Origin of the sequence: Idiomarina seosinensis, from assembly GCF_044797955.1 — a bacterium.
Classification (GTDB): domain Bacteria; phylum Pseudomonadota; class Gammaproteobacteria; order Enterobacterales; family Alteromonadaceae; genus Idiomarina; species Idiomarina seosinensis_A.
In genome coordinates, this window is record NZ_CP085211.1 from 1,516,962 (window position 1) to 1,542,561 (window position 25,600).

Below are 25,600 nucleotides of genomic sequence, written 5' to 3' on the forward strand. Positions count from 1 at the left end.
ATGCTGAATAAGTTTTGGAGGTCCTATGCGCGTATTACCAATGTTAAGCATTTGTCTGTTTTTAGTAAGTAACTTAAGCATGGCACAAAATCAGGCTACAGAAAAGCAACCCCGGGAAAGGGTCGCGACATTGGCAGGCGGATGTTTCTGGTGTGTAGAGGAAGCATTTGAACAGTTAAACGGTGTACGAGAAGTTGTCTCCGGCTACGCCGGTGGCGACGAGCCAAACCCCAGCTACCAGGAAGTCTCTGGCGGACAGACTGGTCATACTGAGGCTGCTCAGGTCTTTTATGACCCTGATATCATCAGCTACGCTGGCTTGCTGCAAAAGTTCTGGCGCATCATTGACCCCACAGATAACCAGGGTCAGTTTGTTGACCGCGGTCAACAGTATCGGCCAGAAATCTTTGTGCATAACAGCCGACAACGTGAAGTAGCGGAGCAGTCCCGACAGTGGTTGCAGGAAGAGGGTCCCTTTAAAGAGCCAATCGTTGTTCCGATAACAGAGTTTACTGAGTTTTATGTCGCCGAAGACTATCACCAGGATTATTACGACAAGAATCCTGTGCGCTACAAGCTTTATACGTACAACTCAGGCCGCTACGATTTTGTCGAGAAACACTGGGGCGATACCGATGATATCGACTACCAGCAGTTTACCAATAGTAATCCAGGCGGCGTTGCGCAGACCGATAGTAAAGACCCGTGGGCCGACTTTAACAAACCTTCTGAAGAGCAGTTAAAAGAACAGCTAACATCACTTCAGTACTCAGTAACTCAGGAAGATGAAACCGAAGAAGCCTTTAATAATCGCTACTGGGACAATCAGCGGGCCGGTATCTACGTAGACATCGTCAGCGGCGAGCCTCTGTTTTCCTCGGCCGATAAGTACAAATCCGGCAGCGGCTGGCCAAGTTTTACGCGGCCAATCAGCTCTGATGCGGTAGTTGAGAAAGAAGATAACAGCTGGTTTTATAGCCGTACAGAAATCCGCAGCCGCCATGCCGATTCTCATTTAGGACATGTATTCAGTGACGGTCCACAGCCTACCGGCTTGCGTTATTGTATGAACTCCGCGGCGATGGAATTTATTCCCCGCGACGAAATGAAAGAGCGTGGCTACGGCGATTATATTAAATACGTTGAAGCTAACTAACGACCGGTTTGGGTAACCGGTCGTTAGTTGCTGGTTAAGCTTGCCAGTCCAGCTCTTTGGCTCTTTGTGCAGCCTGTTTCGGCACGTCCGTGGCAATAAAGTGATGATGCAGCACCTGCACCCCGAGCATATGATTGATAACGGCGTCCAGTTGCACCTGCTCTTCACCTTTAACCTCTGGATCCTGATGTTGTTCAAAGGTTTTAACCACCATGTCATAATCCAGTAAGCCCGCCTCTTCGACCGCTTTTTTGTTCAAAAATTGCTCAGCTAACTGTTCAACGGCTTTCCATTTTTCTGGATCGGTATGTGCCGGAGGTGCCATAAACGCAAACTTCTCTCGTTTGTACAGGGTTTCCGGCAACAAGCCCTTCATTGCTTCCCGCAATACGTACTTTTCTTTATTACCTTTGATCCGCAAATGCGGAGGTACCGAAAACGCATATTCAGCCAGATGATGATCTAAAAATGCCGGGCGAGCTTCCATCGAATTGGCCATATCAACCCGATCACCGCCCCAGGTCAGTATCTGCCCTTCCAACATGGTTTTTATCCAGACATACTGAGCCCTGTCTAACGGATGGCGTCCTTTCAGCATGCTTTCATCCAGGGTTGCCGCTATCGCATTACTGGGATCGTACTGCTCGACCTGCTTGCGCATGTCTGCCGCCATTAACGGCAACGCAACCGAGCTGCATGACAACCAGGGTTGTACACAACTAGGAGTAAAGCCGACCTTCTTATTAAAGGCATCACTGACAAATTCTTCACGCGCCAGCATTGCCCCCTTAAACAACTTATTATTTTCTTCTAGTAAACGTTGCCATTCAAGCCGCTCAATTTCTGGCAAATGATCCAGACCGTGAAAAAACATATCCTTACGAAATGCGGGATAACCGGCGAACAGCTCATCCGAACCTTCACCAGTCATAACCACTTTATAGCCGGCTTCATGCACTTCTTTGCTCATCAGGTACTTAGCAACGCCTAACGTATTATAGATAGTGCGCTCGGTGTGCCATAGGGTCTTTACGAAATGGTCATACAGATCATTCGCCTTTAACGCCATGATGTGATGGTCGGCCTGAGTCGCTTCGGCCATTTCTTTGGCTATCGGGGTTTCATCGTAATCAGCCGAATCAAAACCGATAGTAAAGGCTTTGACAGAGGTTTGAGTAGACGCTGAGGCAAGCCCAAGAATCGAGCAGGAATCGATGCCGCCTGATAAATAACAACCAACCGGTACATCGGCTGTCATACGGTGTTGTACCGCCTCTAACAGCTTTTCCCTTACTCCTTCGACATAGTGTTCTTCGTCAACATCATCGCCCGGGTAATCGTGTTCATCGGGAAAGTTAACATCCCAGTATTTTTGCTCACTGACCGACAGTTTTCCGTCGCGACGGGTAACTTTAACTACATGGCCCGGCTGTACCTGATGGATACCGGAAAACGCTGTCGAGCCGGGTACCATTACCTGAATGAGCTGGTGATAAAGCCCTTCTGCCGAAAATTCTCGCTTAACATCGGGGTGGGCAAACAAAACCTTAAGCTCCGAGCCAAATACCACTCCGTGTTCGGTTTCAGTCCAGTACAGAGGTTTTATTCCAAATCGGTCACGGACCAAATATAAACTATCTTCAGCGGCATCGAACAGACCGAAAGCAAATTCACCACGCAGTTCCTGCAGGGTACTTTCCAGGCCATACCGATCAAATAAATGCAGCACAATTTCCGAGTCACTCTTGCTGCGGAAACGCGCCCCGCGGGCCGTTAAGTCAGCGCGAATACGCTTAAAATCATAAAACTCACCATTATGAGTCAGCATTAAGCGTTGATCATCAGACAAAAAAGGCTGTTTACCCCGAAATTCATTCAAATCGATAATCGATAACCGTGCATGACTAAAACCAATTCCCTGCTCGGGCTTAATATGATAACCAAAACCATCAGGCCCGCGGTGATGCATTATCGCCGCCATATTAACCAAGGTTTGAGCGTCGATTGAGCGCTCAGCCTGATGATGAAAAACTCCAGCAATTCCGCACATTAATGACTTTCCTTATATTAAACAACGTCGATAACGCGCTCAGCGCGCTGTACCATGCAAGTCAGTAAGGCCATTCGTAAGAATACCGCTCCCCGGGCCTGGCTAAAGTACCAATTATGAGGGGTGTGATCTAAATCAGTATCCAGCTCTGCCCCACGGGCAAGAGGGTGCAAAACAATCGCGTCCGGCTTTAACGGCGAAGCCGCTGACAAACTAAAAGATTTTCCATAGGTATTAAAGGTTTCGCCTTCCCAGGAAATCGCATTAATATAAACAACATCAAGCTCCGGCAGCACCGAATCTAAATCTTCCGCGGTGCGAATGCGAATACCCGCCTGCTCAATCTGCTCCCGCTGCTCGCGGCCAAATAACTGCTCAGCAACAGATTCATCATGAATAATCACCAGCTCTTTAACCGCGTCCGGGAACTTGCATAATGATTTAATAAAGCTACGGACGGTGCGCATTTTATCGGGAATGCCGATAATACCGATACTTACCGCCGAGTCTTGTGCCTCGGTGGTAGTCAGTTCCGGCCGCCACTTAAATAAGGCGTATAAATCAGCCAGAGCCTGGGTCGGATGTTCATCACTGCCGTTACCTGCATTAATAATGGGTATTCTCAATGAGTCAATCATCTCCTCCAGAGACGTTTCATTATTATCGCGCAACACCACGCAATCGCCATAATTGTTAAACATCTCGGCGACATCGGCTAAGCATTCTCCTTTTGCGATGCCGGTGGTCGAGCGATCAGTTATCGACATAATATCGCCTCCTAACCGATGCCAGGCGCTTTCAAAAGAAAGGCGCGTGCGGGTACTGGGCTCGTAAAATGCCGAAATTAATATTTTGCCCTGTAAAGAAGTACTAAAGCGGCTGGGATTGGCTTCGTATTTTGCCGCCAGACGAAATAATTGCAGCATGGTATTGGCGCTGAACTGGTCAGACGAAACCACGTGTTGACTGGCTAACTTAAGAAGATAGTCGCCATCTTCCTGAATTGCCCGCAGCAATGCTTTTGGGTGTGCGTCACCACACACATCGGGCCGTTCCCTTTTAAACGACACATCTTTTATGTTCATAGAATTACCATATCGTCTTAGAAAAATAATCTTTTACAAATAGCACTACTAACAAAACCGGTGTTATTACCGTTGCTATTAGTGCTGTCATTATCAATAGTGAAAATATTAGCTCGGGTATTTGCATCTTATTGATCCTCGCTTAGCTGTTGCCAATCAAATAAGTGTTGGCTTCGCACTATTCCCAACCAACAAATCAGACCCGATACAGCGCAGGCGGTTAAAGCGGCTACATAAAAGCCGATAATAAAATAACTGGCCAGACCGGCAGCGGTACCCAGGGCCATCGCCAAAGCGGCGTATTTGCCCGTTAATTTACGCCAATACAGCCCTAACACAATAGGCCATATTGTGCTGGCTACAAAAGCTCCGGCAAAATTTAACAGCCCGCCCAGCGTTGCTATTCGCGGCATACACAGCAACCAGGTTGCGATGCCAAGCGCCAAAATACAAAAACGATTAAAGCGCATCAGCGTTTTATCACTGGCGCCGGGCTTAATTTTCTTATGGAACAGATCCTGGGTCACAAGATCAGAGGTTGCAGCGAGCAACGAATCCAGGCTGGAAGCCAGTGCCGAAAAAATAACAATAAAGACAATAACCGCTCCCGCTTTACCAAGCACTGCCGCTGCCACTGTCGGCCCTATCATGTCCGGGCTGGGCGGGAAAATACCCAATTTAGGTGCAGCCAGAGCAATAAACCCGGTAACGATAGGAATAGGCAGCCACATTAAGCCGGCGGTAATATAAGCTTTAAAGGCAACGTTCTTTTTAAATGACAGAGCTCGCGACCACCACACATTGGAGTGAAAAATTTCTCCCAGACCAAAAAAGATATTATTGAATAAAAACATCAGCGCCGCTGGAAACAGCATATCCAGTAATTTCGGGCTATTGTCGGATAAATTTTGATGAATACTTTCTAAACCAATGTTATCAATCAGCCAGTAAGCAATCACACTAACGCCCAGAATAATGATAAGAGCCTGAATAAAGTCGGTGGCAATAACGGCCCGCATACCACCAAATAAAGTGTAACCGACACAAATCAGTAAAATGGCAGACATTCCCACGTGATAATCCAGACCGCTGAGAGATTCCAGCAAAATGCCACCGGCCATTCCCAGACTGATAAGCCAGGCAAACGCATAAATTAAAGAAATAAATAAGAAAATCCACCAGGCAACCGGTCCGTATCGCAGCCGGATAAAGTCGCCCGAGGTGTAGCCCTGGGGTAATAATGACTTGATTCGCTTTGCCATCGGCGCAAATAACAATAAGCCTAAAGCCGCCAGTGAGTAGCCAATCATGCCCCATAACCCGAACTGGTAGGTCAGTTGCGGCGCAACCAGGGTAGTATTGCTGGTTACCCAGGTTGCCATCGCCGTGGCCGCAGCGAAAGCAAAGCCAACATTGCGGCCGGCCAGGGCAAAGTCCTCATGGGTTTTGTTTTTTCGTCCCAGCCAGTAACCAAATAGTACCCAGCCAACGCCAAAAACAGCGACAATGGTTAAGCCCAGCCAACGATCCAGTGCAAATTCGCTCATTGGTGTTCCTGTCTGCCGGCTGCCAGCCGGTACTGTTCTTGCCTATGAGCACGAATAATAATAAAAATCAGTAGGATAAAAATCAGTAACCCTGTGCTGAACAGGCCGAGTGCTTGCCATAACGGGTAATGACTGACGGTTACCTTAATGACGTTACTCGGCTGTTCAGCCGATTTCGATATTGCTCTCAAAAAATACGTACCGTTGCCAAAGCCGGTTAACGACAGCTGCTTAAAATCACCCAGCGCCGGAAACGTCCGGACCTGCCGGTTAAAACTGGGATCCTGCGCGGCTTCTATGAGCAAACCTTGTAAATTGCTGTTTGCAGATGCTTCTACCGTTACTGTAAAGTAACCTTCTTTTATCGTTTTCTGTGGCCCAATAAGCTGCAATTGCCGTGCGCTGGCAGGGTTCGCCAAAACCATAAAAAAACTTAAACTCAACAGGCAGGATAATAACTTAGCACCAATTAAAGCTTTTTCCATGGTTCGGGCTACTCGTGTCATCAATCTTAAATTTCAGGCTATCAGCCCGATATAACGATTTCAACTTATTGACCCTCTGGCAAAAATTGAAAAACTTTTTTTTCTCGTATTACGTAGAGTTTAAAGATTCGAAAGTGCTTTTTTACTAACCACAGGACACCGCCCGGATATGATGTATCTTTGCAGTTTAGGCTCAAATATAGAACCGGAGCTTCACTTCTCCAGAGCAAAACATTACTTGGCAAAGCTTTCCGATAAATTGGAATTCTCGCGCGATATTGTTACTCAACCTGTCGGTATAAAAACCAACAAACCTTTTTTAAACGCCCTTTTTACGCTGGAGACGTCCCTTTCTGAGCAACAACTTAAACAGCACTTTAACGAAATAGAGGAAACCCTGGGCCGTGATCGTTCAGATCCTGACTGCAGCATCAAAGATCGACCGATAGATATCGATATTTTAGGTCGTGTTAGCGCAAAACCCGAGGTTCCTCATTATTTAAACGCATTAGAAACAGAATTATTAGGTGAAAGAAGATGACCAAAGTGGCTTTAATTACCGGCGCAGGCAGACGATTTGGCTATCAATTAGCCGATACACTCCTTGACCAGGGTTATACCGTATTCGCTCACTACAATAGCTCTAAACACGGCGTTGAAAAGCTGGAGCAAAAAGGTGCTGTAGGTCTGCAGGCTGACTTTAACAATAACCAGGCAATTGATGATCTTATTTGTCAGGTTAAGGAGCAAACCCAACATTTGGATTTGTTGGTTAACAATGCGTCAGCCTTTTTTGATAACGAGGTAGTTGACGACAGCAATGACAGCCTGAGCGCTGTCTACCAGGTTCATGCCGTTGCGCCCTATAAACTAATCCAGGGCTTACGGCAGCTGCTGGCCAGTGCTAACGACGGGTTAGTGGTCAATATCACGGATATATACACTGAACGCCCCTCTACCGACTACATCGCCTACTGTGGTGCAAAAGCCGCTTTGGCCAACATGACACTGGGCTTTGCTAAAAGTCTGGCCCCTGATATCCGTGTTAACGCTATCCAGCCGGGTCCTATCTTATTTTTGCCAGAACACGATGATGAACACCGGCGTCAAGTGTTAGCTGAGACACCACTGAATATAGAAGGCGGACTGCAACCGATGATCGAGACGGTTAAGTTTCTGCGGGACAATCCATTTTTGACCGGCGAGTCGATCAAGGTGGACGGCGGTCGCGCCCTGAAAATTTAAACGTTTTGCGGTAATAAAAAAGGCCTTCAAATGAAGGCCTTTTTTATGAGTTTAAGTAACAAAATCAGATTACTTCTTCAGCATTTCACGCAACACATAATGCAGAATACCGCCATTTTTGTAGTAGCGCATTTCATTGCCGGTATCGATACGGCATTTAACCCGGAACTCGACTTCATCACCGTTTTTGCGTGTTGCAACAACGTTCAGGCTCTGTCCCGGCTTCAGTTCTTCATCAAGCCCTAATACCGAGATTTTTTCCTCACCTGTCAGGTCATACGCTTCGACACCTTTACCTTCCTCAAACTGCAGAGGTAAAACACCCATACCTACCAGGTTAGAGCGGTGAATCCTTTCATAACTTTCGGCGATAACAGCTTTAACGCCCAGCAGACGAGTACCTTTGGCAGCCCAGTCGCGGCTCGATCCAGTTCCGTACTCTTTGCCAGCCAGGACCACAAGTGGCGTATCATCCTGCATATACTTCATCGCCGCATCGTAAATCGCCATTTGCTCACCGGTTGGGATGTAGCGGGTATATCCGCCTTCGACATCGTCAAGCATTTGGTTTTTAATACGGATGTTGGCAAAGGTACCACGCATCATAACTTCGTGGTTACCACGGCGGGAACCGTAAGAGTTAAAGTCTTTCACAGCAACGCCGTTTTCCTGCAGATACTTACCTGCCGGAGAATCTGCTTTTATTGCCCCTGCTGGCGAAATATGGTCAGTGGTAATTGAATCAGCAAAAACAGCCAGTACATTGGCATTTTCGATGTTGCCCGGCTCTTCCAGCGGTTTATCAATACCTTCGAAGAAGGGTGGGTTTTTCACGTAAGTAGAATCGTCACGCCAGTCGTAAACATTACCTTCAGCAACGTTTATGTTCTGCCATTCTTCGTCACCTTCGAATACTTCCGCATATTCTTTGCGGAACATTTCATTATCAACCGTTTTAACCGCTTCAGCGATCTCTGCTGTGCTCGGCCAGATATCTTTTAAGTAAACATCGTTTCCTTCGCTGTCCTGACCCAACGGATCCTGACTCAGATCGGTGCGGGTAGTCCCGGCTAATGCATAAGCAACAACCAGCGGTGGCGACGCCAGCCAGTTGGCTTTAACATCCGGATGAACACGCCCCTCAAAGTTACGGTTACCTGATAGTACTGAAGAAACCGTTAAATCGCCTTCTTGAATAGCGTCGCCAATTTCGTCATCCAGTGGACCTGAGTTACCAATACAAGTGGTGCAACCATAGCCTACCAGGTGAAAGCCCAGCTCCTCCAGATAAGAGGTGAAGCCTGCTTTATCCAGATAATCTGTCACAACTTTCGAGCCAGGCGCAAACGATGACTTAACCCAGGGCTTGCGCATCAATCCTTTTTCGATTGCTTTTTTAGCCACTAAGCCCGCGGCCATCAATACACTCGGGTTAGACGTGTTGGTACAGGAGGTAATCGCAGCAATCACAACATCACCGTGGCTGAGACTGTAATCTTTTCCGGCAACCGGAATTTCTTTGTCTTTTTCCGTTGCTTTGCCGTTATTTTCAAGAATTAAATCAAAGTTGCTGCCCAGTTGTTCCATATCAACCCGGTCCTGAGGGCGTTTTGGACCCGCCAGCGATGCAGTCACCGTACTTAAATCAAGCTCCATGGAGTCGGTATACTCGGGTTCATTATCGTTTGAACGCCATAAACCTTGTTCTTTACAGTAGCTTTCGACCAATGCCAGTGTCTGCTCGTCACGACCGGATAGGCGCATATAATTTATGGTTTCATCATCAACCGGGAAAAAGCCACAAGTTGCGCCATATTCCGGAGCCATATTAGATATAGTAGCGCGGTCCGCCAGCGGCAGGTTATCCAGACCCGGGCCGTAAAACTCAACAAATTTACCCACTACGCCTTTTTTACGCAGCATTTGTGTGACGGTCAAAACCAAGTCAGTAGCCGTTACACCTTCGGGCAATTTGCCGGTCATACGGAAGCCAACCACTTCTGGAATCAACATAGAAACTGGCTGTCCCAACATAGCAGCCTCTGCTTCGATGCCGCCGACACCCCATCCCAGTACGCCAAGAGCGTTGATCATGGTGGTGTGCGAATCGGTTCCCACTAATGTATCGGGGTAAGCGTAGGTGCGCCCGTCTTCTTCGCGGCTCCAGACACTCTTACCTAAATATTCAAGATTGACCTGGTGACAGATGCCGGTACCCGGTGGTACAACGCGGAAGTTCTTAAAAGCTCCCTGACCCCACTTCAAAAATTCGTAGCGCTCATTATTGCGTTCCATTTCAATTTTTACATTTTGTTTGAACGCTTCAGGGGTGGCGTATTTATCGACCATGACCGAGTGGTCAATCACCAGATCGACCGGCGACAATGGATTGATAACTTCAGGATCATGACCTGCTTTATCGACGGCATCACGCATGGCTGCTAAATCGACAATGCCCGGCACCCCGGTAAAATCCTGCATTAACACGCGCGCCGGACGATACTGTATTTCGCGATCAATTTTCTTTTCTTTCAGCCAGTTAACCATGGCCTGCAAGTCATCCTGAGTAACCGTTTCTCCGTCTTCGTTACGAAGCAGATTCTCCAGCAAGACTTTCATCGAGGCTGGCAGTTTATCAATATTTCCCAACGACTTGGCCGCTTTAGGCAAACTGTAGTAGTGGTAGGTCTTGCCCTTAACATCCAATGTACTTAACGTATCCAGACTATTTTTGCCTGACATAGTACTCTCCCATTCGTCTTGAGCGTTGATTGTTTTTTAAAGCATAACACACTGCTTACTGACTTAAATATAGTCAAACAATCGCTGTTCGTCTATTTATCATGGCTACATCAAGACGTCCTGCCATCAATTGGATACACTATGGCCAGCAATCCGGAAACAAAGGAAAAAGGACAATGAGTCAGGTACTGGATAACTTATTAAATTTACTGAAACTGGAAACCATTGAGCAGGGACTTTATCGCGGCAACAGTCAGGATCTGGGTTTTGGTGCGGTATTTGGGGGCCAGGTTATTGGGCAGGCATTATCAGCGGCTAAGGAAACCTTACCGCCGGAGCGCGGCGCTCATTCATTTCATAGCTACTTTTTACGTCCGGGCGATGCCCGTAAACCCATTGTTTATGACGTCGAAGTTATTCGCGACGGCAACAGCATCTCGACGCGTCGGGTTAAGGCGATTCAAAACGGCAAACCCATTTTTCATATGACGGCTTCATTCCAACAGGATGAAACAGGCTTTGACCACCAGGATAAAATGCCAGTAGTACCCGGTCCTGAGGGGCTGATATCAGATATTGATATTTATCGACAAAATCAGGACCTGATTCCGGCTCCTATCCGCAATAAATTTATTTGTGAAAAGCCCATCGAGATGCGTTTTGTAACGGCCTATAATCCATTTAAGCCCGAGCGCGACGAGCCAACACGCTATGTCTGGCTTAAAGCCAACGGGGAAATGCCGGACGACCTGAGAGTACACAAGTACCTTTTAGCTTACGCTTCCGACTTTAATTTTCTGCCTACTGCATTGCAGCCCCATGGCGTGAGTTTTGCGCAGCCCTATATGCAGGTCGCCACTATTGATCACGCAATGTGGTTTCATCGTGAGTTTCGTATGGACGACTGGTTGCTGTACGCCATTGATAGCCCTTCGGCCAGCGGCAACCGTGGTTTGGTGCGCGGCCAACTGTTCAGCCGTGATGGGTTGCTGGTGGCCTCGACAATTCAAGAAGGGGTTATGCGTAAAAAACGCTCTAACCCCGGCCAGTAACTTAATTTAACGAGAAAAAGAAGCCGGCAATGGCCGCACTCATCATGTTTGCCATTGTCGCCGCAAGTAATGCTCTCATCCCCAGCCGCGCGATATCATGCCGGCGGCTAGGGGCCATTCCGCCCAGTCCGCCGAGCAAAATGGCAATGGAGGAAAAGTTTGCAAAGCCACACAATACAAAGGTAATGATAACCTGCGAATGTTCACTCAGCTGGTCTTTGTAATTAACAAAATCTAAAAAAGCGACAAACTCGTTAATCACCAGCTTTTGACCAATAAAGCTACCGGCCATCTGTGCTTCGTCCCAGCTAACCCCGAGAACATAAGCCACAGGCCGGAAAACATAACCAAAAATTTCCTGCAGGGTCAGTTCAGGATAGCCAAACCAACCGCCAACCATTCCAAATAGGCCATTGACTAATGCAATTAAGGCAACAAATGCCAACAGCATAGCTCCGACATTCATGGCTAACTGTAAGCCGCTGGAAGCTCCGGTTGCTGCTGCGTCAATGACATTGGCGGAGCTATCGTCGACCTGAATTTCTTCGATGTCGTTGCGTGGCTCCTCGATTTCAGGAATCATCATCTTAGCCATTAAGAAGCCGGCGGGAGCAGCCATAAAGCTTGCTGCAATTAAGTATTTCAGCTCGACTCCAACCCCGGCATAACCGGCCAGTACCGAACCTGAAACCGAACTCATGCCACCCACCATCACAGCAAATAGCTCACTGCGGGTCATTGTTCCGATAAAGGGTCTGACCATCATTGGCGCTTCGGTCTGGCCGACAAAAATATTGGCCGCGGCTGACATCGACTCAGGCCGGCTGGTCTTTAACAGTTTTTGCAGCCCGCCGCCCAAAATACGGATAACCCACTTCATTATGCCAAGATAATAGAGTACCGCTATCAGTGACGAGAAAAATACAATGACACTAAGTACCTGGATTGCGAAAACAAACCCAAACTCTTCCGAGGCAAGACCGCCGAACAAAAAGTTTATGCCCGCCTGGGTATAGCCAATAACCGTCGATACACCCTGGGCGAAACTGAATAGCATTTCCCGGCCCACCGGTACGTAGAGTACAAACCCAGCCAGTATCATCTGAATGGCGAATGCACCCAGAACGGTGCGCCAACGAATCTGTTTACGATTGGTTGACAGCAGGTAAGCGACGAAAAAAATAATGGCAATGCCGAGCAGACTATTCATAGAAGACCAACTTATTCCGCCAGTAACTGACGAATTTTTGTTTTTATAATATCGATGGCAATTTCATTTTGCCCACCCCGGGTAACCACTAAGTCGGCGAATTGCTTAGACGGAAATATGTAATCAAAAAAAGCTGGCCGTACATAATTTTCGTATTGCTCAGTAACCGACTGCAGTGTGCGACCGCGTTCCTCGATATCGCGTTTGATGCGGCGCAACAAGCAGATATCCAACGGGGTATCCATAAAAACGGCAATATCAAAAGCCTCTCGTAAGGCGGGGTCCGTTAGCAGCAGGATACCCTCTACCATCAACACCTTTGCCGGTGCCACCTTTATCGTGTCGCTTAAGCGAGTGTGGGTCGTATGGCTGTACTGCGGCATTTCGACAGCCTCACCGTCGCATAAAGCTTCGATGTGCTTTAACAGTAAATCATGTTCGAAAGCTGAGGGCTGATCGTAGTTAGTCAGAACCCGCTGATCCATGGTCATATGACTTTGGTCACGATAATATGCATCTTCGGCCAGTATCGCGATACCGTCGCTGCCTAATTCAGCAACCAGTTCCTGATATACGGTCGAGGCAAATAAACTTTTACCAGAAGCTGACGCACCGGCAATTGCAATAACTGTCGTTTTACTCACAGGTTCGTATTTTCCATGTAGCGGATGAGCGCGCGCAATTATCCTTGATTGTGACCACAATTAAAACCCTGCGACTCGATTTGCTTTGTCTAATTTCGTTACAATTTTGTAACTGGATTTTATAGGGTTGTATAGGTTCACTGGTTATAGTGGTAGCGAGAAACATGATATTAAGGAAAATGAGTCACCATGAAAATGATAAAAACTTTAACCGCAGTAGCAGTAACAACAGCTCTGTTAGCTGGCTGCGAAACAACACAGTCTGCCCGTAGCGAAACTACAGACACCCGGCAAGTGCAACAGCAATTTCCGAATGTTACGGTGGATTACGAAACATTTATTCTGGACAACGGGTTAACCGTGGTCGTACACGAAGATCGTAAAGCCCCGATTGTCGCAGTTAATGTCTGGTACGCGGTTGGCTCGAAAGACGAAAAGCCCGGTAAGACAGGTTTTGCTCACTTATTCGAACACCTGATGTTTAACGGCACCGAAAACTACGATGATGAATACTTTGGTCCGTTTGAGCGGGCCGGCGCGACAGAAATGAATGGTACGACTAATAATGATCGTACTAATTATTTTGAAAACGTCCCTACCCCGGCCCTAGACCTCGCCTTGTGGATGGAGTCTGACCGCATGGGCCATTTACTGGGTGCAGTAACTCAGGACAAGCTTGACGAACAACGGGGGGTTGTACAAAACGAAAAGCGGCAGGGCGAAGCCCAGCCTTACGGCCGGGTTTGGGGATATCTGGCTGAACAAACCTTTCCTGAAGGACACCCTTATTCATGGTCGGTAATCGGCTCTATGGATGATTTGAATAACGCCTCACTTGACGATGTTCATCAATGGTTTAAAGATTATTATGGCGCTTCTAACGCAGTATTGGTTTTAGCCGGCGACATTGATGTTGCTACCGCAAAAGAAAAAGTCGCACAATATTTCGGCGATATCGATCCGGGTAAACCCCTCAAAAAACTCGAAGCCTGGGTTGCTAAACGCGAAGGCACAAAACGCGCGGTGATGCAGGATGATGTGCCGGCAGCCCGTATTTACCGTATATGGAATACCGCACAGCTTGGTACAGCGGACCATGAGTACCTTAGTTTACTATCAGATATTTTAGCTAATGGTAAAAATTCACGATTATATGAGCGCCTGGTTTACGATGAGCAACTTGCCAGTTCGGTTGGTGGTTTTCAGTTCGGTCGTGACTTGGCCGGGCAGTTTTTTATCACAGCTGATGCTAAATCCGGCGTCGAGCTGGATGAAATAGAGCAGATCATTGATGAAGAATTAAATCGTTTATTAACCGAGGGCCCTACTGCAGAAGAGCTACAGCGGACCAAATTCAGTACCACCGCTCAGTTTGTCCGGCAAACAGAAAAAGTAGGCGGGTTCGGCGGTAAATCGGATTTGCTCGCGTCCGGTATGGTCTACCATGGCGATCCAGGTTTTTATCGTCAGGAAATGGAATGGCTGAAAAACGCCAGCGCGGCGGATCTGACCGCTGCCGGTCAGCGCTGGCTATCTGATGGTGATTTTATTCTGCATGTTGAACCGCAGCCGGATTATCAGGCAAATGAAGCCATCGCCAGCCGTGACTCTCTTCCGGACGTGGGTGACTTGCCATTACTTGATCTTCCCGAGCTGAATACCTTTACCCTGTCTAACGGACTGGAAGTTTATCTGGCCGAGCGCAGCGATACGCCGACCATTGAGTTTAACCTGACTTTTGACGCGGGTTATGCCGCGGACGCAAACGCTAAACCGGGTACCGCCAGTTTTGCTATGTCGATGTTAAAAGAAGGCACCGATAACTACGGCCCGATGGAGCTTGCCGCCCGGCTAGAAAATCTGGGTACCAGTCTGTCAACAACTGCTTCACTGGATACTTCAACGGTTCGTATGGACACGCTAACCGTTAACCTGCCGGAAAGTCTGGCGCTGATGAACGAAGTTTTGCAGCGCCCTACCTTCCCCGAGGATGAAATTGAGCGGAAACGCTCAAACTGGCTGGAGAACATTCGCAAAGAGCAGGCCCGCCCACAAACTCAGGCGCTACGAGTTCTGCCAAAACTGATGTTTGGCGAGCAGCATGCCTACAGTCAACCGTTCACAGGATCAGGGACTGTTGAATCAATTAATGCGCTGACTCGTGCTGATCTGGTCGACCATGTAAGCACCTGGATGCGCCCTGATAACGCCCGTTTAGTTATTGTTGGCGATACAACCGAAGGCGAAATCAAACCCCTGCTAGAGCAGCAGTTTGCTAATTGGAATGCGCCGCAGAGTCCAAAGCCGGCTAAACAACTCGAGCGTCCACAGGAACAAAAGCAGGGCCGGGTGTTTTTAATCGACAAGCCTGGTACACCGCAGTCATTAATTATTGCCGGACAATTAGCTCCGTCAGGGACTGCTGCCAATGCCGATACTATTGATGTGATGAACACCATTCTCGGTGGCAGTTTTACCAGTCGCCTCAATATGAATCTGCGTGAGGACAAAGGCTGGTCTTACGGCGCCCGTTCACTTTGGTTAGACAACTTAGGCCCGGGCTTACTTATGGCTCTGGCGCCGGTACAAACCGACAAAACCAAAGAGTCGATCGAGGAAATCGTTAAGGAGTTTACTCAGTACGAAGGCAGTGAGCCGGCAACTGAAGACGAACTGGCAAAAGTTAAAGCCAACAAAACGGCAAAACTGCCGGGAGCTTATGAGACAAAAGGTGCTCTTTTAGGCGCAGTGACCGAAACCCTGAATAAGGGTAAGACCATGCGTTACCTTGAGGCTTATGCACAGCGCGTTCAGGCTATCGACCTTGCCAGTGTAAAAGACACTGCCGAAACAGTATTACGCCCCGATGCCATGACGTGGGTTATCGTTGGTGATTTATCTCAAATTGAAGATAAAGTTCGTGAGCTTAACTTAGGCGAAGTCACTATTCTGGAAGATATGGAATAGTCTACTTTAAACCCATAAGACTGGATAAGGCCGCTTCAAAAAGCGGCCTTATTTTTTAAAGGAACAAATGATTTCCAAAAACCAATAACTGACAAACAATTACCGCGACAGTCAACGATAGTCGCATTGGATAATAGCCCAGTTGGGTTGTCATAGTGCTGCCCCGGGCCAACTTACGTTCGCTAATTAACACCAGTGCAAAACCCAGCATTTGTATCAGCAGAGTCCAGAACACGCTGTCCAGTAATAAAGTTACCCAGGCTAATAAGGCAAAAGCATTACTTAGCAGCAGCAAACCATTGGTAGGTTCACTGTCGGCACGGTGCAAGGCCCGGCCCCACAAAACCCCCGATAAAAAACTCAGAATAATGGCGCCATAAGTCATTAGTAAGTCAACTGGCTGCACTTTGTAAGGCAGTGTCACATCCATTAGCTCGGCCAGCGCGGAGCCCAAAAATGGAAGCAGGCCCGCGGCCCCCAGAATATGAATCAGTTTTTGCTTTAACGTTGTCATAAATAAAACGTCCAAATTGAAATAACTAGCGTAGTGTATAGCCTAAGTCGCAGCCTACAAGTCCTGGTGTTCTATGAAACCTTATTCTTCTGGTCTTTATTGTTTTTCTGATGACCTACGGGTTAACGATAATCCTGCGCTAACCCTGGCGCAACAGCAGTGCCAGCAGCTTAGCTACTGTTATATCATTGATAAAACCGCTTTATCCAGAGGACGGTATGGTATTCCTGCGCTGGGCAAACATCGCTTAAATTTTATTTTACAGTCGCTGGATCAGCTACAAGCCACCCTCAGCCAGCAGGGACATTCGCTGGCAGTCTACCTGGGTGAACCGCTGGAAATACTTACCGCCTTAGTCAGTCAGTATCGTTTTGATGCAGTCTTTAGCGCCCAACAGGCCGGCATCTACGAAAATCGACGCTGGCAAAAACTGCAGGATAGATTTCGCTTCTTGAACTTTCACCAGGTCAGTAACTTTACCTTATTCAACGAAACTCGCTTACCGGTAAAACTTGACCAGTTACCCACAACCTTTAGTCAGTTTCGAAAGCGGCTGGAACCTTTGTCAGACACATTACCGGCTGCTCACACAGCTGCTCCGGAATTTAGCCATCATCCGCTAATGTTGCCCAGCCATCAAAATTTACCACAGATTGATCGGTCACTGAATACACTGATGCACGGAGGAGAACAATCGGCTCAACAGCACTTGCAGAGCTATTTTGCTTCTCATGCCCCTCATCATTATAAAGAGACCCGCAATGCACTGGAGGACTTTTCCAGTTCAACAAAGCTTTCCGCTTATCTCGCCCGCGGTAATCTGTCGCCCCAGCAAGTTGTCAATGCCGTTCGCGCTTATGAGCAACAACATGGCGAAAACGAATCCACCTATTGGATTGTTTTCGAGCTATTGTGGCGTGAGTACTTTTACTGGTACCTGAAACGCTATCAGGAGAAGGTTTTTTCCTTTAAAGGCTTAGCCAGCCAGAAGCCGCAAACTAGCTTTTATCCCTCTCGTTTTAAGCACTGGTGTGAAGGAAAAACTCCCTATCCACTGGTTAATGCCTGTATGAAGCAACTTAACAGCACAGGCTACTTGTCAAACCGTGGCAGGCAGATCGTTGCCAGTTGCCTGGTTCATGAGCTTAGCGTCGACTGGCGTTACGGGGCCGCTTATTTTGAGCAGCAACTGGTTGATTATGATGTTGCGGCTAACTGGGGAAACTGGCAGTACATTGCCGGGGTTGGGGCCGACCCCCGGGGGGGCAGGCGCTTTAATATCGACAAGCAGGCAAAGATTTATGATCCGGAGAATGACTTTATCAATCGCTGGCGGGGAGCTGATATATCCGCCGTCGATCACGTTGATGCAGCCGACTGGCCAACGCTCAGTTGATACTGGGTGCTTTTCAGTCGGCCTTCGGCCGGTTAAAAACGATAAAGCATGCCGACATTGATGCTTGACAGGCGGCCTGGATCTTCATCAATCAGACTTAACCAGTCGACATAAAAAGCCAGTTCGCTGGTTGTGTTCACTGATAGACCAGCCCCCACACTCAGGCCACTGTCGGCGCTAGACTCATCGCCGACCGTTAGTTCTGCCCGCGACCAGCCTGCAAGTGCATACAAGCTTAGCTGGTCGGTTAAATTAGCTTGCGGTTTAACCAATACACTAACAGCGTAATCAACGGCTGTGTCCGCTTCCGCCGCCATCGCACCATTGTTACCCGCGGTATAAATTAACTCATCGTCAGCAACACCGAAGCCCAGCCGCGCTTCAACTGCAATGTTTCGATTAAGCTGCTGCCCCACGCTAAGGCTCAATACATTAGGCCTGGCATCTGAATAATCGTTAAGCTCGGGGTCAAACCTGAATTGACTGGCCTGTACGCCCATGTAGTAGTCATCCCAGCTGGTGCTATATGATTGCGCGGCTGCCGACATTGAGCAACTGCCCAGAACAGTTATAAGTATCCATTTATTTAGCATTATTCGTCCTTGAATCGAAGTGACTGTAAAACCACAGTAAAACTAACAGAATAAAATTTTTTCGCGAACAATATTTTCTTACTGAAACGTCTTAATTCAGATGATAAATGGCCTGATAATCAGCGATGTCGACATCAAAGTTCGTCTTCTGGCGAAGGAAATCACGAAATGTTTCCAGCGCATCCGGTTCGCCGTGAACCAACTGTATCGGTGTATCTTGCCGCAACTGAGATTGCTTTAGCCAATCAGTCAGCTCCTGGTAATCCGCATGGCCCGATAAACCATCCAGCTGGCGAATACGGGCTTTAACAGGCAACCACTGGCCGTGGACCTTAATGGATTCAACTCCTTGCAGCATTTTGGCTCCGCGAGTACCGCCGGCCTGATGCCCGCTAAACAGCACTGTTGCCCGATGGTCACTTAGCCAGCGCTTAAAATGGTGCAAAATTCGCCCGCCGGTTGCCATGCCGCTACCGGCTATAATAATGTGCGGCCCTGCTTGCGATGCGATAGCTTTTGACTCATCGACCGAGCGGGTATAAATAACCGTATTAAATGCCCGTTGACAGTCATGCTGTGACAATTTGTGAAGTGTGTGATGGCGCCGGTAAATTTCGGAAACATTAATCGCCATCGGTGAATCCAGAAAAATTGGCTGTCGGGGTATGCGGTTTTCAGTCATTAATTTAACCAGTAGGTGCTGCATCAGTTGAGCACGGCCGACTGAAAAACTGGGGATTAGCAATACTCCTCCGCTGCCACTGCATTCATTAACCACATCAGCCAGCTGCTGCTCAGCGCTGTCCGCGTGTTGATGACGTCGATCGCCATAAGTTGACTCTAACAACAGCAAATCGACGGCGGGCAATGTCTCCGGTGGCTTCATCATCACATCATTGGGCCGGCCGATGTCGCCGGAGAAGGCCACCCTCCTGCCTTCAGCTTCAATAATCACTGAGGCGGCACCTAAAATGTGTCCGGCGGCTTGTAAGCGAATGTGGATATCTCCCACCGCAAAGGTCTGCTCAAATGCCACCGGCTGTAAAAGTTTCAGGCTGGCTAAAGCGGTCTTTTCATCATAGAGGGGTTGCGGCTTTTCATGCTTACTCAGGCCGTGTTTACCCAAAAATTTAGCATCTTCCTGCTGCAGACGGCCACTGTCAGGCCACATAATATGACACAGGTCAGCTGTTGCTTCTTGCGCAAACACAGGCCCACGGTAGCCAGCCTGGTATAGCACCGGCACATAACCCGAATGGTCTAAATGCGCATGGGTCAGCACAATACCGTCGACAGCCTCTATCCCCAGAGGTATTGGCTGCCAGTTGCGTTTGCGTAGCCATTTATAGCCCTGAAACAAACCACAATCGACTAACAGTCTTGTGGTAGCCGTTTCGATCAGGTATTTCGAGCCTGTTACAGTTTCTGTTCCGCCCAAAAAGACGATTTTCACAGGGTCACCTCTTAAAGTAAGCTTGGCCGCCTTTGTAATCGAGAAGCAGTGAAAAGTGCTTGAGAACCTCGTAGCCAAGCAACCCCTCTACGCGGTGTCCTCTTATCCTCGAACCAAATTTCTCGTATTGGCTGGTCAGATGATTAATAAAGTTATTATCGGGAATATCTACCGCAATGTTCTCCAGCTGGTGATTACCGAGTCCTACAGACGGTAACTTCAGGCTGTTGTGATACCCCATCGAGTTAACACCCCGGACCAGAGTGGCTTTACTCGGGTAACGGCTAAACCACTGATTGTGGGTAGCCACTCTTTTTTCCAACAATATGCCACCACTGTGTCCGGTATCTAAGATCACCCAGCGTTTATCTTCATCATTAAGCTCAACGTTAACAATCAAACGACCGCTACCACGTTGTTTGCGCATTACAATATTTGACTTAACGGGCAGATTAAACGCCTCACGTTCTGCTAAACGCATCCGCTGATTAGGGTAGTCAATTTCAATTACATAGCCGCTTAAAAAGTCAGCACCCAGTAAAACGGCATTTCTGGCGTGGCCGAAACTGATTTCAATCAGATTCAGCTGGTAATCTTTATTATTAAAGTTCAGTTTGACGTCTTTGAATACTTTACGGTCGCGACTGGCAAACAATCCGGTAATTTCGGCGTAATTCAGAACATCCCGGTCAAACTGTTGCTGCTTTACAAAAGCTTTATTCAGCGCACTGCGTGTTGTACCTGTGTCAATTATGGCAAAGGCTTCTACCCCTTCAACAATAATAGGTACCTTAACATGACCGTCCTCAATAACAATGGAATGCCACTTACCTTCGCTGGCAACGGCTGAAAGGGTGAATAGTAGAAAAAATACCACAATGATCCGGTTAATCATAAACCCCTCGTGCTGGTAGGTTACCTTTTTACTCTACCAGCAGTGAGAATGTCGAACCGAAACTAAATGTAAAAAAATCTTCCAGTTTTTACAAAATTACTGAAGGAACTTAAGAGCCCCCACAACGGCAGCAACCTGAGCTTGGTTACATTGCTCAGCTGATGCTTTGGGGCTATCCGGGTAAACTTCTGTAGTCGTCACATACATAGCCTGAGTCAGGCTGATACATAAGCCAAGTTTATTAACCGGGAAACTAATCAGGCCCTGCTGATCAATCTTAGCACCAATAAGCTTACCATCTTCATCAGCTTCAGCAATATGGGTTACTTGAGCCACTTCTTCTAATACAGCTTGCTGAAATTCAGGCTGCAAATTTTCACAGTCACCGACTAAATAAAAGCCGTCAGGAATATTCCAGTTGGTATTAATTTCGCCCTCTCGCGCAGCCTTAGCGGGCCGGAATTCGGTATTATCTGAATCGGTGGTTTCATGCAGATCAATGTGGGCCAAAAAGTCGATCGGATTTTTTTGTAAATAGTCCATAACTAACGCGCACTCGGGCGCCGGGCTGTCGGCAATAAATGAACGATTAGGATCAACAGCCTCCGGGTTCCAGCGGTTTATCGTCTCGTAGCCCCAGGGGCTGAGGCAGGGAAACACCACCACATTGAAGTTACGACTGTAGTTTTCCATTTCCCGCTCGATAAACAACAAAGCGCCCTGCACACCACTGGTTTCATAGCCATGCACGCCCCCTGTCACCAATACTGCCGGTTTATCGTTGTCCCAGTTGTTTGACTTAACCACAAACAGAGGGTAGCTGCCAGACTCATAATTCAGCTCGCCATACTGCTCCACCACAACGTGATCAGATAAAGCCTGCAGCTTCTCGACAACCTCTTGTTGGTAAGATCGCTTTTTACTTTGCTGAGCGAGCCATTCTTTTTTCTCTTTTTTCTGCCAAGGCTGGCCGGGAGTACCTATGGGATAAACCGTTGTTTTGCTGGTCATCAAAATTTCCTTCTTACAATAAATATTACAACGAGTCGTTATCATAAAGCATGATACCGATAGCGATAAGCCCCAGTGTACGATAAACTCTGCCGCCACAAATACACAGCCTTTAGTTAGCTATGCCCTACACAAAAACTCAAGTTAGTCTGGCTATTTTTGCTATGGCAGTCGGTACCTTCGCCATCGGTATTGGTGAGTTCGTGATGATGGGTCTGCTACCTAATGTCGGCGAAGAGTTTAATACTAGCTCGCGGCAAACCGGCCACCTGATTAGCCTATATGCGCTGGGTGTTGTCATCGGTGCGCCTTTCATCACCATTGCTTTTGCCCGGGTCGCAAAAAAACGCTTGTTACTGGTATTGATGGGCATTTATGCGCTGGGCAACATAGCCAGTGCGCACGCCAGTAGTTTTTACGAACTGCAATGGTTACGATTTCTGACCGGATTACCCCACGGGGCCTATGGCGGCATCGTCTGCTTGCTGGCTGCAGCAATGGTCAGCAATGAACATCGCGGTAAAGCGGTAACCATGGTTATGATGGGACTAACCTTAGCGATTTTAATCGGTAACCCTCTGGCTACCTGGTTTGGACAATTATTAAATTGGCGTTGGGTGTATCAGGGCGTTGGTTTAACCGCCCTTAGTGCTGCATTGTTGATTGCCTGGGCTGTTCCCAATGAGCAAACGCAACCACCAACACGGCGACGGACCGAATTAACAGCCTTAAAAAACCCCCAGGTATTGTTAACGCTGGCTATTGGCAGTGTCGGTTTCGGCGGAATGTTTGCCGTTCTCAGTTACTTAGCACCTACCCTGCTGTATGCAACTGAGGTTGCCGATTACTGGATACCTATTGCACTACTGGCTTATGGTATTGGATCACTAAGCGGTAGTTTAATTGGCGGGTGGGCCACCGATGTTAACATTAAGTGGGCTATTGGCGGTTCTTTAGCCTGGTCTGCGTTGGTCTTGTTTGTATTCCCCTTTAGTATCGGGCAGCTGGTAACCGTGTTGCCGATGGTTTTTCTATTAGGCTCGACGGCCGCCCTGGTACCCACTTTGCAAGTGCGGCTAATGGACGTAGCCGGACAGGCACAAACCTTAGCGGCATCTTTGAACCATGCAGCTTTTAATATTGCCAACGGTATCGGTGCCTTTTTGGGTGGCCTCGCCATCAGTTCATCCTGGCAGTGGCAGGCCACCGGTTGGGTTGGTTGCGCCCTGGCAAGCGCCGGTCTGCTGTTGTTTTTTATCACCAAACATCACAGCCGGCGAATAAGCCAGGCGAAAAGCCTTTGAGCACCCTGGTTTTTAGTGACTTCTCTTTTTTTCTGCCCGCAGCATTTTGCGGTAAAAGAAAATAGCATAAAAAACGCACAGCCCGATCACAATGGCCAAGCCCACAAATGAAATGAATATTACCGGGTCGTTAAAAAACTCTTGCCATAAACTCATGGTTAAATCTCCTTATCTAAGCTATGTTTTAAGTGTATGAGACTCGACCTTGTTGAGTATTGACTTAGGTCAATAATCACGCCGTCCACCGCTTAGGAGGAATCATTATGAAAAAACCAATCATTGCAATAGCAGCCACTGTATGCCTTTTTACTGTAGCGGGATGCAGCCAGGAATCAGCCGACAGTGAAACAGAAGAAGCCTTGAGTTCAGCCGAGCGAACAGCTGATAAAATGGGTGACGCCGCCAGCGCACAAATGGAAGAAGCTGAGGATTATTTTACTGATGCGGCTATTACAGCCCGTGTTAAAACCGAGCTGTTTGATAATGGTGCGTTAGATAGTTCAAAAATTAGTGTTGATACCCGTGATGGCACTGTTTATCTGTCAGGTACCGTAACTGCAGACGTTGAATCGGAGACCGCTCAACAATTAGCTGAAGGCGTTGACGGTGTTCAGGACGTCGAGAATAACCTGGTTGTTTCGGGCTATTAATCGACCCCTTTACAAAAACCATAGCCGGATATTAGCGGGCCAGCATTAGCCTGGCTCGCATTCCCGGGCTGGTCGTCAGTCCGGTAGTAACCGACTGCACTACGCCATCACGGACAATCACAATGGTTGGCGTTACTGATACCCCCCACCGCTTTGCCAAAATACCCGTTTCATCATTAACGGTCACAAACCGGTAGTCATGCTCGCTAAGATAGTCCTTTACCTGTGCATCCGGACCAGACGAAAATGCAACCGAAACCACAGCATGCTCATCGGCAAGAGACGAAACCATCGGTGACACCACACTGCAATAAGGACACCAGGTAGCCCAAAAATACAGCAGCACCGGCTCTTTGCGGCTCATTTCTATGATATCTATCGGTTCGCCCGTCAGAGTTCGCATCGACGAACTGTTTAGTTTTACGTCCTTTTGCACATCAGCACTACGATATAAATCGACCCCAATAACAATAGCTGCCAGCAGGAGCACATAGAGTGCGGCCTCAGCCGCGCGCCTGAGCCACGCACTCTTTATTCGGCTAAACACTATCTGGCCTTAAAAAGTTAAACATATTTTGCCAAAGTGCTGACCTGATTCTTCATAACGAAAAGCTTCGCTCAACTCCTGCATGGCAAACACTTTATCGATAACTGGCTTAATGTCACTGGCTTCAAGAGCGCGGATAAAGTCCTGCTGATGCTGCCGACTGCCGACAATAATTCCCTGTAATCGAGCTTGTTTAGCCATCAGCTGCGCAGTAGGTACTTCGCCCTGATTACCGGTAAGCACACCGATTAACGCAATATGGCCGCCTGTTGCCACCGCCTTAATTGACTGCGGCAGCGTGCCGGGACCGCCCACTTCAATCACATGATCAACACCTCGGCCACCGGACGCCTTGTACACGCTGTCACCCCAGTCGGCATCATCCTGGTAATTGAAAACATGGCTCGCACCCAGCTTTTTATAGCGTTCCAGCTTGGCATCTGAGGACGAGGTTGCATACACCGTAGCACCTAAACTTTTTGCAATTTGGCAGGCAAAAACCGAAACACCGCCACTGCCCAACACTAGTACACTGTCGCCGGGTTTAATCTGTCCTTCAACCACTAATGCGCGCCACGCTGTCAGCCCGGCGGTGGTTAAAGTTGCTGATTCTGCATGGGTATAGCCTTTCGGCTGATGAGTAAAAAACTCAGTTGGCCTTACCACGACCTGGCGCGCATAGCCATCAATACCGTCACCCGGCGTATTGTTGAAATCGCTTATGCTTGCCGGTCCGGTCAGCCACCGGGGAAAAAATGTTGAAACCACCGTATCGCCGACTTCAAACTCTTCAACACCCGGGCCAACGGCCTCAACAATACCAGCACCATCAGACATGGGAATACGTCCCGATTCCGGTGCCATCGCCCCTGTCGCAACAGCATAGTCGTGAAAATTCAGTGAGCTGGCTTTGATACTCACACGAACCTCACCGGCAGCCGGCTGTCCGGGATCGTCCAGCTCAGTCACCTCGATATTGTTTAAGCCAAAAGGCTCATTTAAACGTAATGCTTTTATAGTGTCCGACATAACAACGCCTCCTATAGCGATAAAG

General features: G+C 48.0%; 23 protein-coding genes. 8 read left to right on the plus strand and 15 right to left on the minus strand.

Annotated features, from left to right (window positions below):
• Window positions 1–25 precede the first annotated feature (25 nt).
• Window positions 26–1,156, plus strand: coding sequence for a peptide-methionine (R)-S-oxide reductase MsrB (gene msrB / locus LG288_RS07170; RefSeq protein WP_404399460.1), 1,131 nt, complete (start codon window positions 26–28; stop codon window positions 1,154–1,156).
• 34 nt (window positions 1,157–1,190) lie between these two features.
• Here the strand turns inward: msrB and asnB are convergent, their stop codons facing one another.
• From asnB to LG288_RS07190, 4 genes are all read right to left on the minus strand, one after another.
• Complete coding sequence (gene asnB / locus LG288_RS07175; protein WP_404399461.1) at window positions 1,191–3,206, minus strand: asparagine synthase (glutamine-hydrolyzing); 2,016 nt, start codon at window positions 3,204–3,206, stop codon at window positions 1,191–1,193.
• Between the two features lie 17 nt (window positions 3,207–3,223).
• Complete coding sequence (locus LG288_RS07180) at window positions 3,224–4,291, minus strand: aspartate carbamoyltransferase (RefSeq protein ID WP_404399462.1); 1,068 nt, start codon at window positions 4,289–4,291, stop codon at window positions 3,224–3,226.
• Between the two features lie 128 nt (window positions 4,292–4,419).
• A complete protein-coding gene (locus LG288_RS07185) occupies window positions 4,420–5,838 on the minus strand; it encodes a sodium:solute symporter family protein (protein WP_404399463.1) in 1,419 nt (472 codons plus the stop codon).
• On the minus strand, window positions 5,835–6,323 hold the full coding sequence (locus LG288_RS07190; protein WP_404399464.1) for a hypothetical protein: 489 nt from the start codon (window positions 6,321–6,323) through the stop codon (window positions 5,835–5,837). The genes LG288_RS07185 and LG288_RS07190 overlap by 4 nt, the downstream gene beginning before the upstream one ends.
• Window positions 6,324–6,492: 169 nt before the next feature.
• Between LG288_RS07190 and folK the strand changes: the two genes are divergently transcribed.
• Both folK and LG288_RS07200 read left to right on the plus strand, forming a co-directional pair.
• Window positions 6,493–6,864: a 2-amino-4-hydroxy-6-hydroxymethyldihydropteridine diphosphokinase gene (gene folK, locus LG288_RS07195; RefSeq protein ID WP_404399465.1), complete on the plus strand. Its 372-nt coding sequence runs from the start codon at window positions 6,493–6,495 to the stop codon at window positions 6,862–6,864.
• Window positions 6,861–7,568, plus strand: a complete 708-nt coding sequence (locus tag LG288_RS07200) for an SDR family NAD(P)-dependent oxidoreductase (RefSeq protein WP_404399466.1) — start codon at window positions 6,861–6,863, stop codon at window positions 7,566–7,568. Before folK ends, LG288_RS07200 begins: the two co-directional genes overlap by 4 nt.
• A gap of 69 nt (window positions 7,569–7,637) precedes the next feature.
• Here LG288_RS07200 and acnA read toward each other — a convergent pair whose 3' ends face one another.
• Window positions 7,638–10,310, minus strand: a complete 2,673-nt coding sequence (gene acnA / locus LG288_RS07205) for an aconitate hydratase AcnA (RefSeq protein WP_404399468.1) — start codon at window positions 10,308–10,310, stop codon at window positions 7,638–7,640.
• 176 nt (window positions 10,311–10,486) lie between these two features.
• On the opposite strand from acnA, the gene tesB reads away from it, so the two are divergent.
• The gene (gene tesB / locus LG288_RS07210; protein ID WP_404399469.1) at window positions 10,487–11,362 is read left to right on the plus strand and encodes an acyl-CoA thioesterase II; all 876 of its coding nucleotides are present in this window, start codon (window positions 10,487–10,489) and stop codon (window positions 11,360–11,362) included.
• A gap of 1 nt (window position 11,363) precedes the next feature.
• On the opposite strand, the gene LG288_RS07215 is transcribed toward tesB, so the two are convergent.
• Both LG288_RS07215 and udk read right to left on the minus strand, forming a co-directional pair.
• A complete protein-coding gene (locus LG288_RS07215; protein WP_404399470.1) occupies window positions 11,364–12,572 on the minus strand; it encodes a NupC/NupG family nucleoside CNT transporter in 1,209 nt (402 codons plus the stop codon).
• A gap of 11 nt (window positions 12,573–12,583) precedes the next feature.
• Window positions 12,584–13,216, minus strand: a complete 633-nt coding sequence (gene udk, locus LG288_RS07220; RefSeq protein ID WP_404399471.1) for a uridine kinase — start codon at window positions 13,214–13,216, stop codon at window positions 12,584–12,586.
• A 189-nt stretch (window positions 13,217–13,405) separates the two neighbouring features.
• Here udk and LG288_RS07225 point away from each other — a divergent pair, with 189 nt between their 5' ends.
• Window positions 13,406–16,183 carry a M16 family metallopeptidase gene (locus tag LG288_RS07225; RefSeq protein ID WP_404399472.1) on the plus strand — a complete coding sequence of 926 codons (2,778 nt, stop codon included), beginning with the start codon at window positions 13,406–13,408 and terminating at the stop codon, window positions 16,181–16,183.
• A 55-nt stretch (window positions 16,184–16,238) separates the two neighbouring features.
• On the opposite strand, the gene LG288_RS07230 is transcribed toward LG288_RS07225, so the two are convergent.
• A complete protein-coding gene (locus LG288_RS07230) occupies window positions 16,239–16,697 on the minus strand; it encodes a DUF3429 domain-containing protein (protein ID WP_404399474.1) in 459 nt (152 codons plus the stop codon).
• Window positions 16,698–16,770: 73 nt separating this feature from the next.
• On the opposite strand from LG288_RS07230, the gene LG288_RS07235 reads away from it, so the two are divergent.
• Entirely contained in the window at window positions 16,771–18,093 is a 1,323-nt protein-coding gene (locus LG288_RS07235; protein ID WP_404399475.1) for a DASH family cryptochrome, read from the plus strand.
• Window positions 18,094–18,125: 32 nt separating this feature from the next.
• Here LG288_RS07235 and LG288_RS07240 read toward each other — a convergent pair whose 3' ends face one another.
• The 4 genes from LG288_RS07240 to LG288_RS07255 all read right to left on the minus strand — a co-directional run bounded on the left by LG288_RS07240 (window position 18,126) and on the right by LG288_RS07255 (window position 22,045).
• Window positions 18,126–18,641, minus strand: coding sequence for an outer membrane beta-barrel protein (locus LG288_RS07240; RefSeq protein ID WP_404399476.1), 516 nt, complete (start codon window positions 18,639–18,641; stop codon window positions 18,126–18,128).
• A 136-nt stretch (window positions 18,642–18,777) separates the two neighbouring features.
• Window positions 18,778–20,139, minus strand: coding sequence for an MBL fold metallo-hydrolase RNA specificity domain-containing protein (locus LG288_RS07245; protein WP_404399478.1), 1,362 nt, complete (start codon window positions 20,137–20,139; stop codon window positions 18,778–18,780).
• A 4-nt stretch (window positions 20,140–20,143) separates the two neighbouring features.
• Window positions 20,144–21,034, minus strand: coding sequence for a hypothetical protein (locus LG288_RS07250; protein ID WP_404399479.1), 891 nt, complete (start codon window positions 21,032–21,034; stop codon window positions 20,144–20,146).
• Between the two features lie 96 nt (window positions 21,035–21,130).
• Window positions 21,131–22,045 (minus strand): M14 family metallocarboxypeptidase, encoded by a 915-nt coding sequence (locus LG288_RS07255; protein WP_404399480.1) that lies wholly within the window; start codon window positions 22,043–22,045, stop codon window positions 21,131–21,133.
• 122 nt (window positions 22,046–22,167) lie between these two features.
• Between LG288_RS07255 and LG288_RS07260 the strand changes: the two genes are divergently transcribed.
• Window positions 22,168–23,349: an MFS transporter gene (locus LG288_RS07260; protein WP_404399481.1), complete on the plus strand. Its 1,182-nt coding sequence runs from the start codon at window positions 22,168–22,170 to the stop codon at window positions 23,347–23,349.
• Window positions 23,350–23,361: 12 nt separating this feature from the next.
• Here LG288_RS07260 and LG288_RS07265 read toward each other — a convergent pair whose 3' ends face one another.
• Window positions 23,362–23,505 (minus strand): DUF3149 domain-containing protein, encoded by a 144-nt coding sequence (locus LG288_RS07265; protein ID WP_404399483.1) that lies wholly within the window; start codon window positions 23,503–23,505, stop codon window positions 23,362–23,364.
• 107 nt (window positions 23,506–23,612) lie between these two features.
• Here LG288_RS07265 and LG288_RS07270 point away from each other — a divergent pair, with 107 nt between their 5' ends.
• Window positions 23,613–23,999 (plus strand): BON domain-containing protein, encoded by a 387-nt coding sequence (locus LG288_RS07270; RefSeq protein WP_404399484.1) that lies wholly within the window; start codon window positions 23,613–23,615, stop codon window positions 23,997–23,999.
• A 31-nt stretch (window positions 24,000–24,030) separates the two neighbouring features.
• On the opposite strand, the gene LG288_RS07275 is transcribed toward LG288_RS07270, so the two are convergent.
• Complete coding sequence (locus LG288_RS07275) at window positions 24,031–24,402, minus strand: protein disulfide oxidoreductase (protein ID WP_404399486.1); 372 nt, start codon at window positions 24,400–24,402, stop codon at window positions 24,031–24,033.
• Between the two features lie 153 nt (window positions 24,403–24,555).
• On the minus strand, window positions 24,556–25,575 hold the full coding sequence (locus LG288_RS07280) for an NAD(P)-dependent alcohol dehydrogenase (RefSeq protein ID WP_404399487.1): 1,020 nt from the start codon (window positions 25,573–25,575) through the stop codon (window positions 24,556–24,558).
• Window positions 25,576–25,600 lie beyond the last annotated feature (25 nt).

Coding starts and splice junctions, on each gene's coding strand:
- tesB (WP_404399469.1), top strand. CDS start 10,487: ATGAGTCAGGTACTGGATAACTTATTAAATTTACTGAAACTGGAAACC.
- LG288_RS07225 (WP_404399472.1), top strand. CDS start 13,406: ATGAAAATGATAAAAACTTTAACCGCAGTAGCAGTAACAACAGCTCTG.
- LG288_RS07260 (WP_404399481.1), top strand. CDS start 22,168: ATGCCCTACACAAAAACTCAAGTTAGTCTGGCTATTTTTGCTATGGCA.
- LG288_RS07240 (WP_404399476.1), bottom strand. CDS start 18,641: ATGTCGGCAGCCGCGCAATCATATAGCACCAGCTGGGATGACTACTAC.
- LG288_RS07185 (WP_404399463.1), bottom strand. CDS start 5,838: ATGAGCGAATTTGCACTGGATCGTTGGCTGGGCTTAACCATTGTCGCT.
- LG288_RS07230 (WP_404399474.1), bottom strand. CDS start 16,697: ATGACAACGTTAAAGCAAAAACTGATTCATATTCTGGGGGCCGCGGGC.
- LG288_RS07280 (WP_404399487.1), bottom strand. CDS start 25,575: ATGTCGGACACTATAAAAGCATTACGTTTAAATGAGCCTTTTGGCTTA.
- LG288_RS07250 (WP_404399479.1), bottom strand. CDS start 21,034: ATGATTAACCGGATCATTGTGGTATTTTTTCTACTATTCACCCTTTCA.
- LG288_RS07275 (WP_404399486.1), bottom strand. CDS start 24,402: ATGCGAACTCTGACGGGCGAACCGATAGATATCATAGAAATGAGCCGC.
- asnB (WP_404399461.1), bottom strand. CDS start 3,206: ATGTGCGGAATTGCTGGAGTTTTTCATCATCAGGCTGAGCGCTCAATC.
- LG288_RS07180 (WP_404399462.1), bottom strand. CDS start 4,291: ATGAACATAAAAGATGTGTCGTTTAAAAGGGAACGGCCCGATGTGTGT.
- LG288_RS07235 (WP_404399475.1), top strand. CDS start 16,771: ATGAAACCTTATTCTTCTGGTCTTTATTGTTTTTCTGATGACCTACGG.
- LG288_RS07190 (WP_404399464.1), bottom strand. CDS start 6,323: ATGGAAAAAGCTTTAATTGGTGCTAAGTTATTATCCTGCCTGTTGAGT.
- LG288_RS07255 (WP_404399480.1), bottom strand. CDS start 22,045: ATGACCAGCAAAACAACGGTTTATCCCATAGGTACTCCCGGCCAGCCT.
- acnA (WP_404399468.1), bottom strand. CDS start 10,310: ATGTCAGGCAAAAATAGTCTGGATACGTTAAGTACATTGGATGTTAAG.
- folK (WP_404399465.1), top strand. CDS start 6,493: ATGATGTATCTTTGCAGTTTAGGCTCAAATATAGAACCGGAGCTTCAC.
- msrB (WP_404399460.1), top strand. CDS start 26: ATGCGCGTATTACCAATGTTAAGCATTTGTCTGTTTTTAGTAAGTAAC.
- LG288_RS07270 (WP_404399484.1), top strand. CDS start 23,613: ATGAAAAAACCAATCATTGCAATAGCAGCCACTGTATGCCTTTTTACT.
- LG288_RS07200 (WP_404399466.1), top strand. CDS start 6,861: ATGACCAAAGTGGCTTTAATTACCGGCGCAGGCAGACGATTTGGCTAT.
- LG288_RS07265 (WP_404399483.1), bottom strand. CDS start 23,505: ATGAGTTTATGGCAAGAGTTTTTTAACGACCCGGTAATATTCATTTCA.
- LG288_RS07215 (WP_404399470.1), bottom strand. CDS start 12,572: ATGAATAGTCTGCTCGGCATTGCCATTATTTTTTTCGTCGCTTACCTG.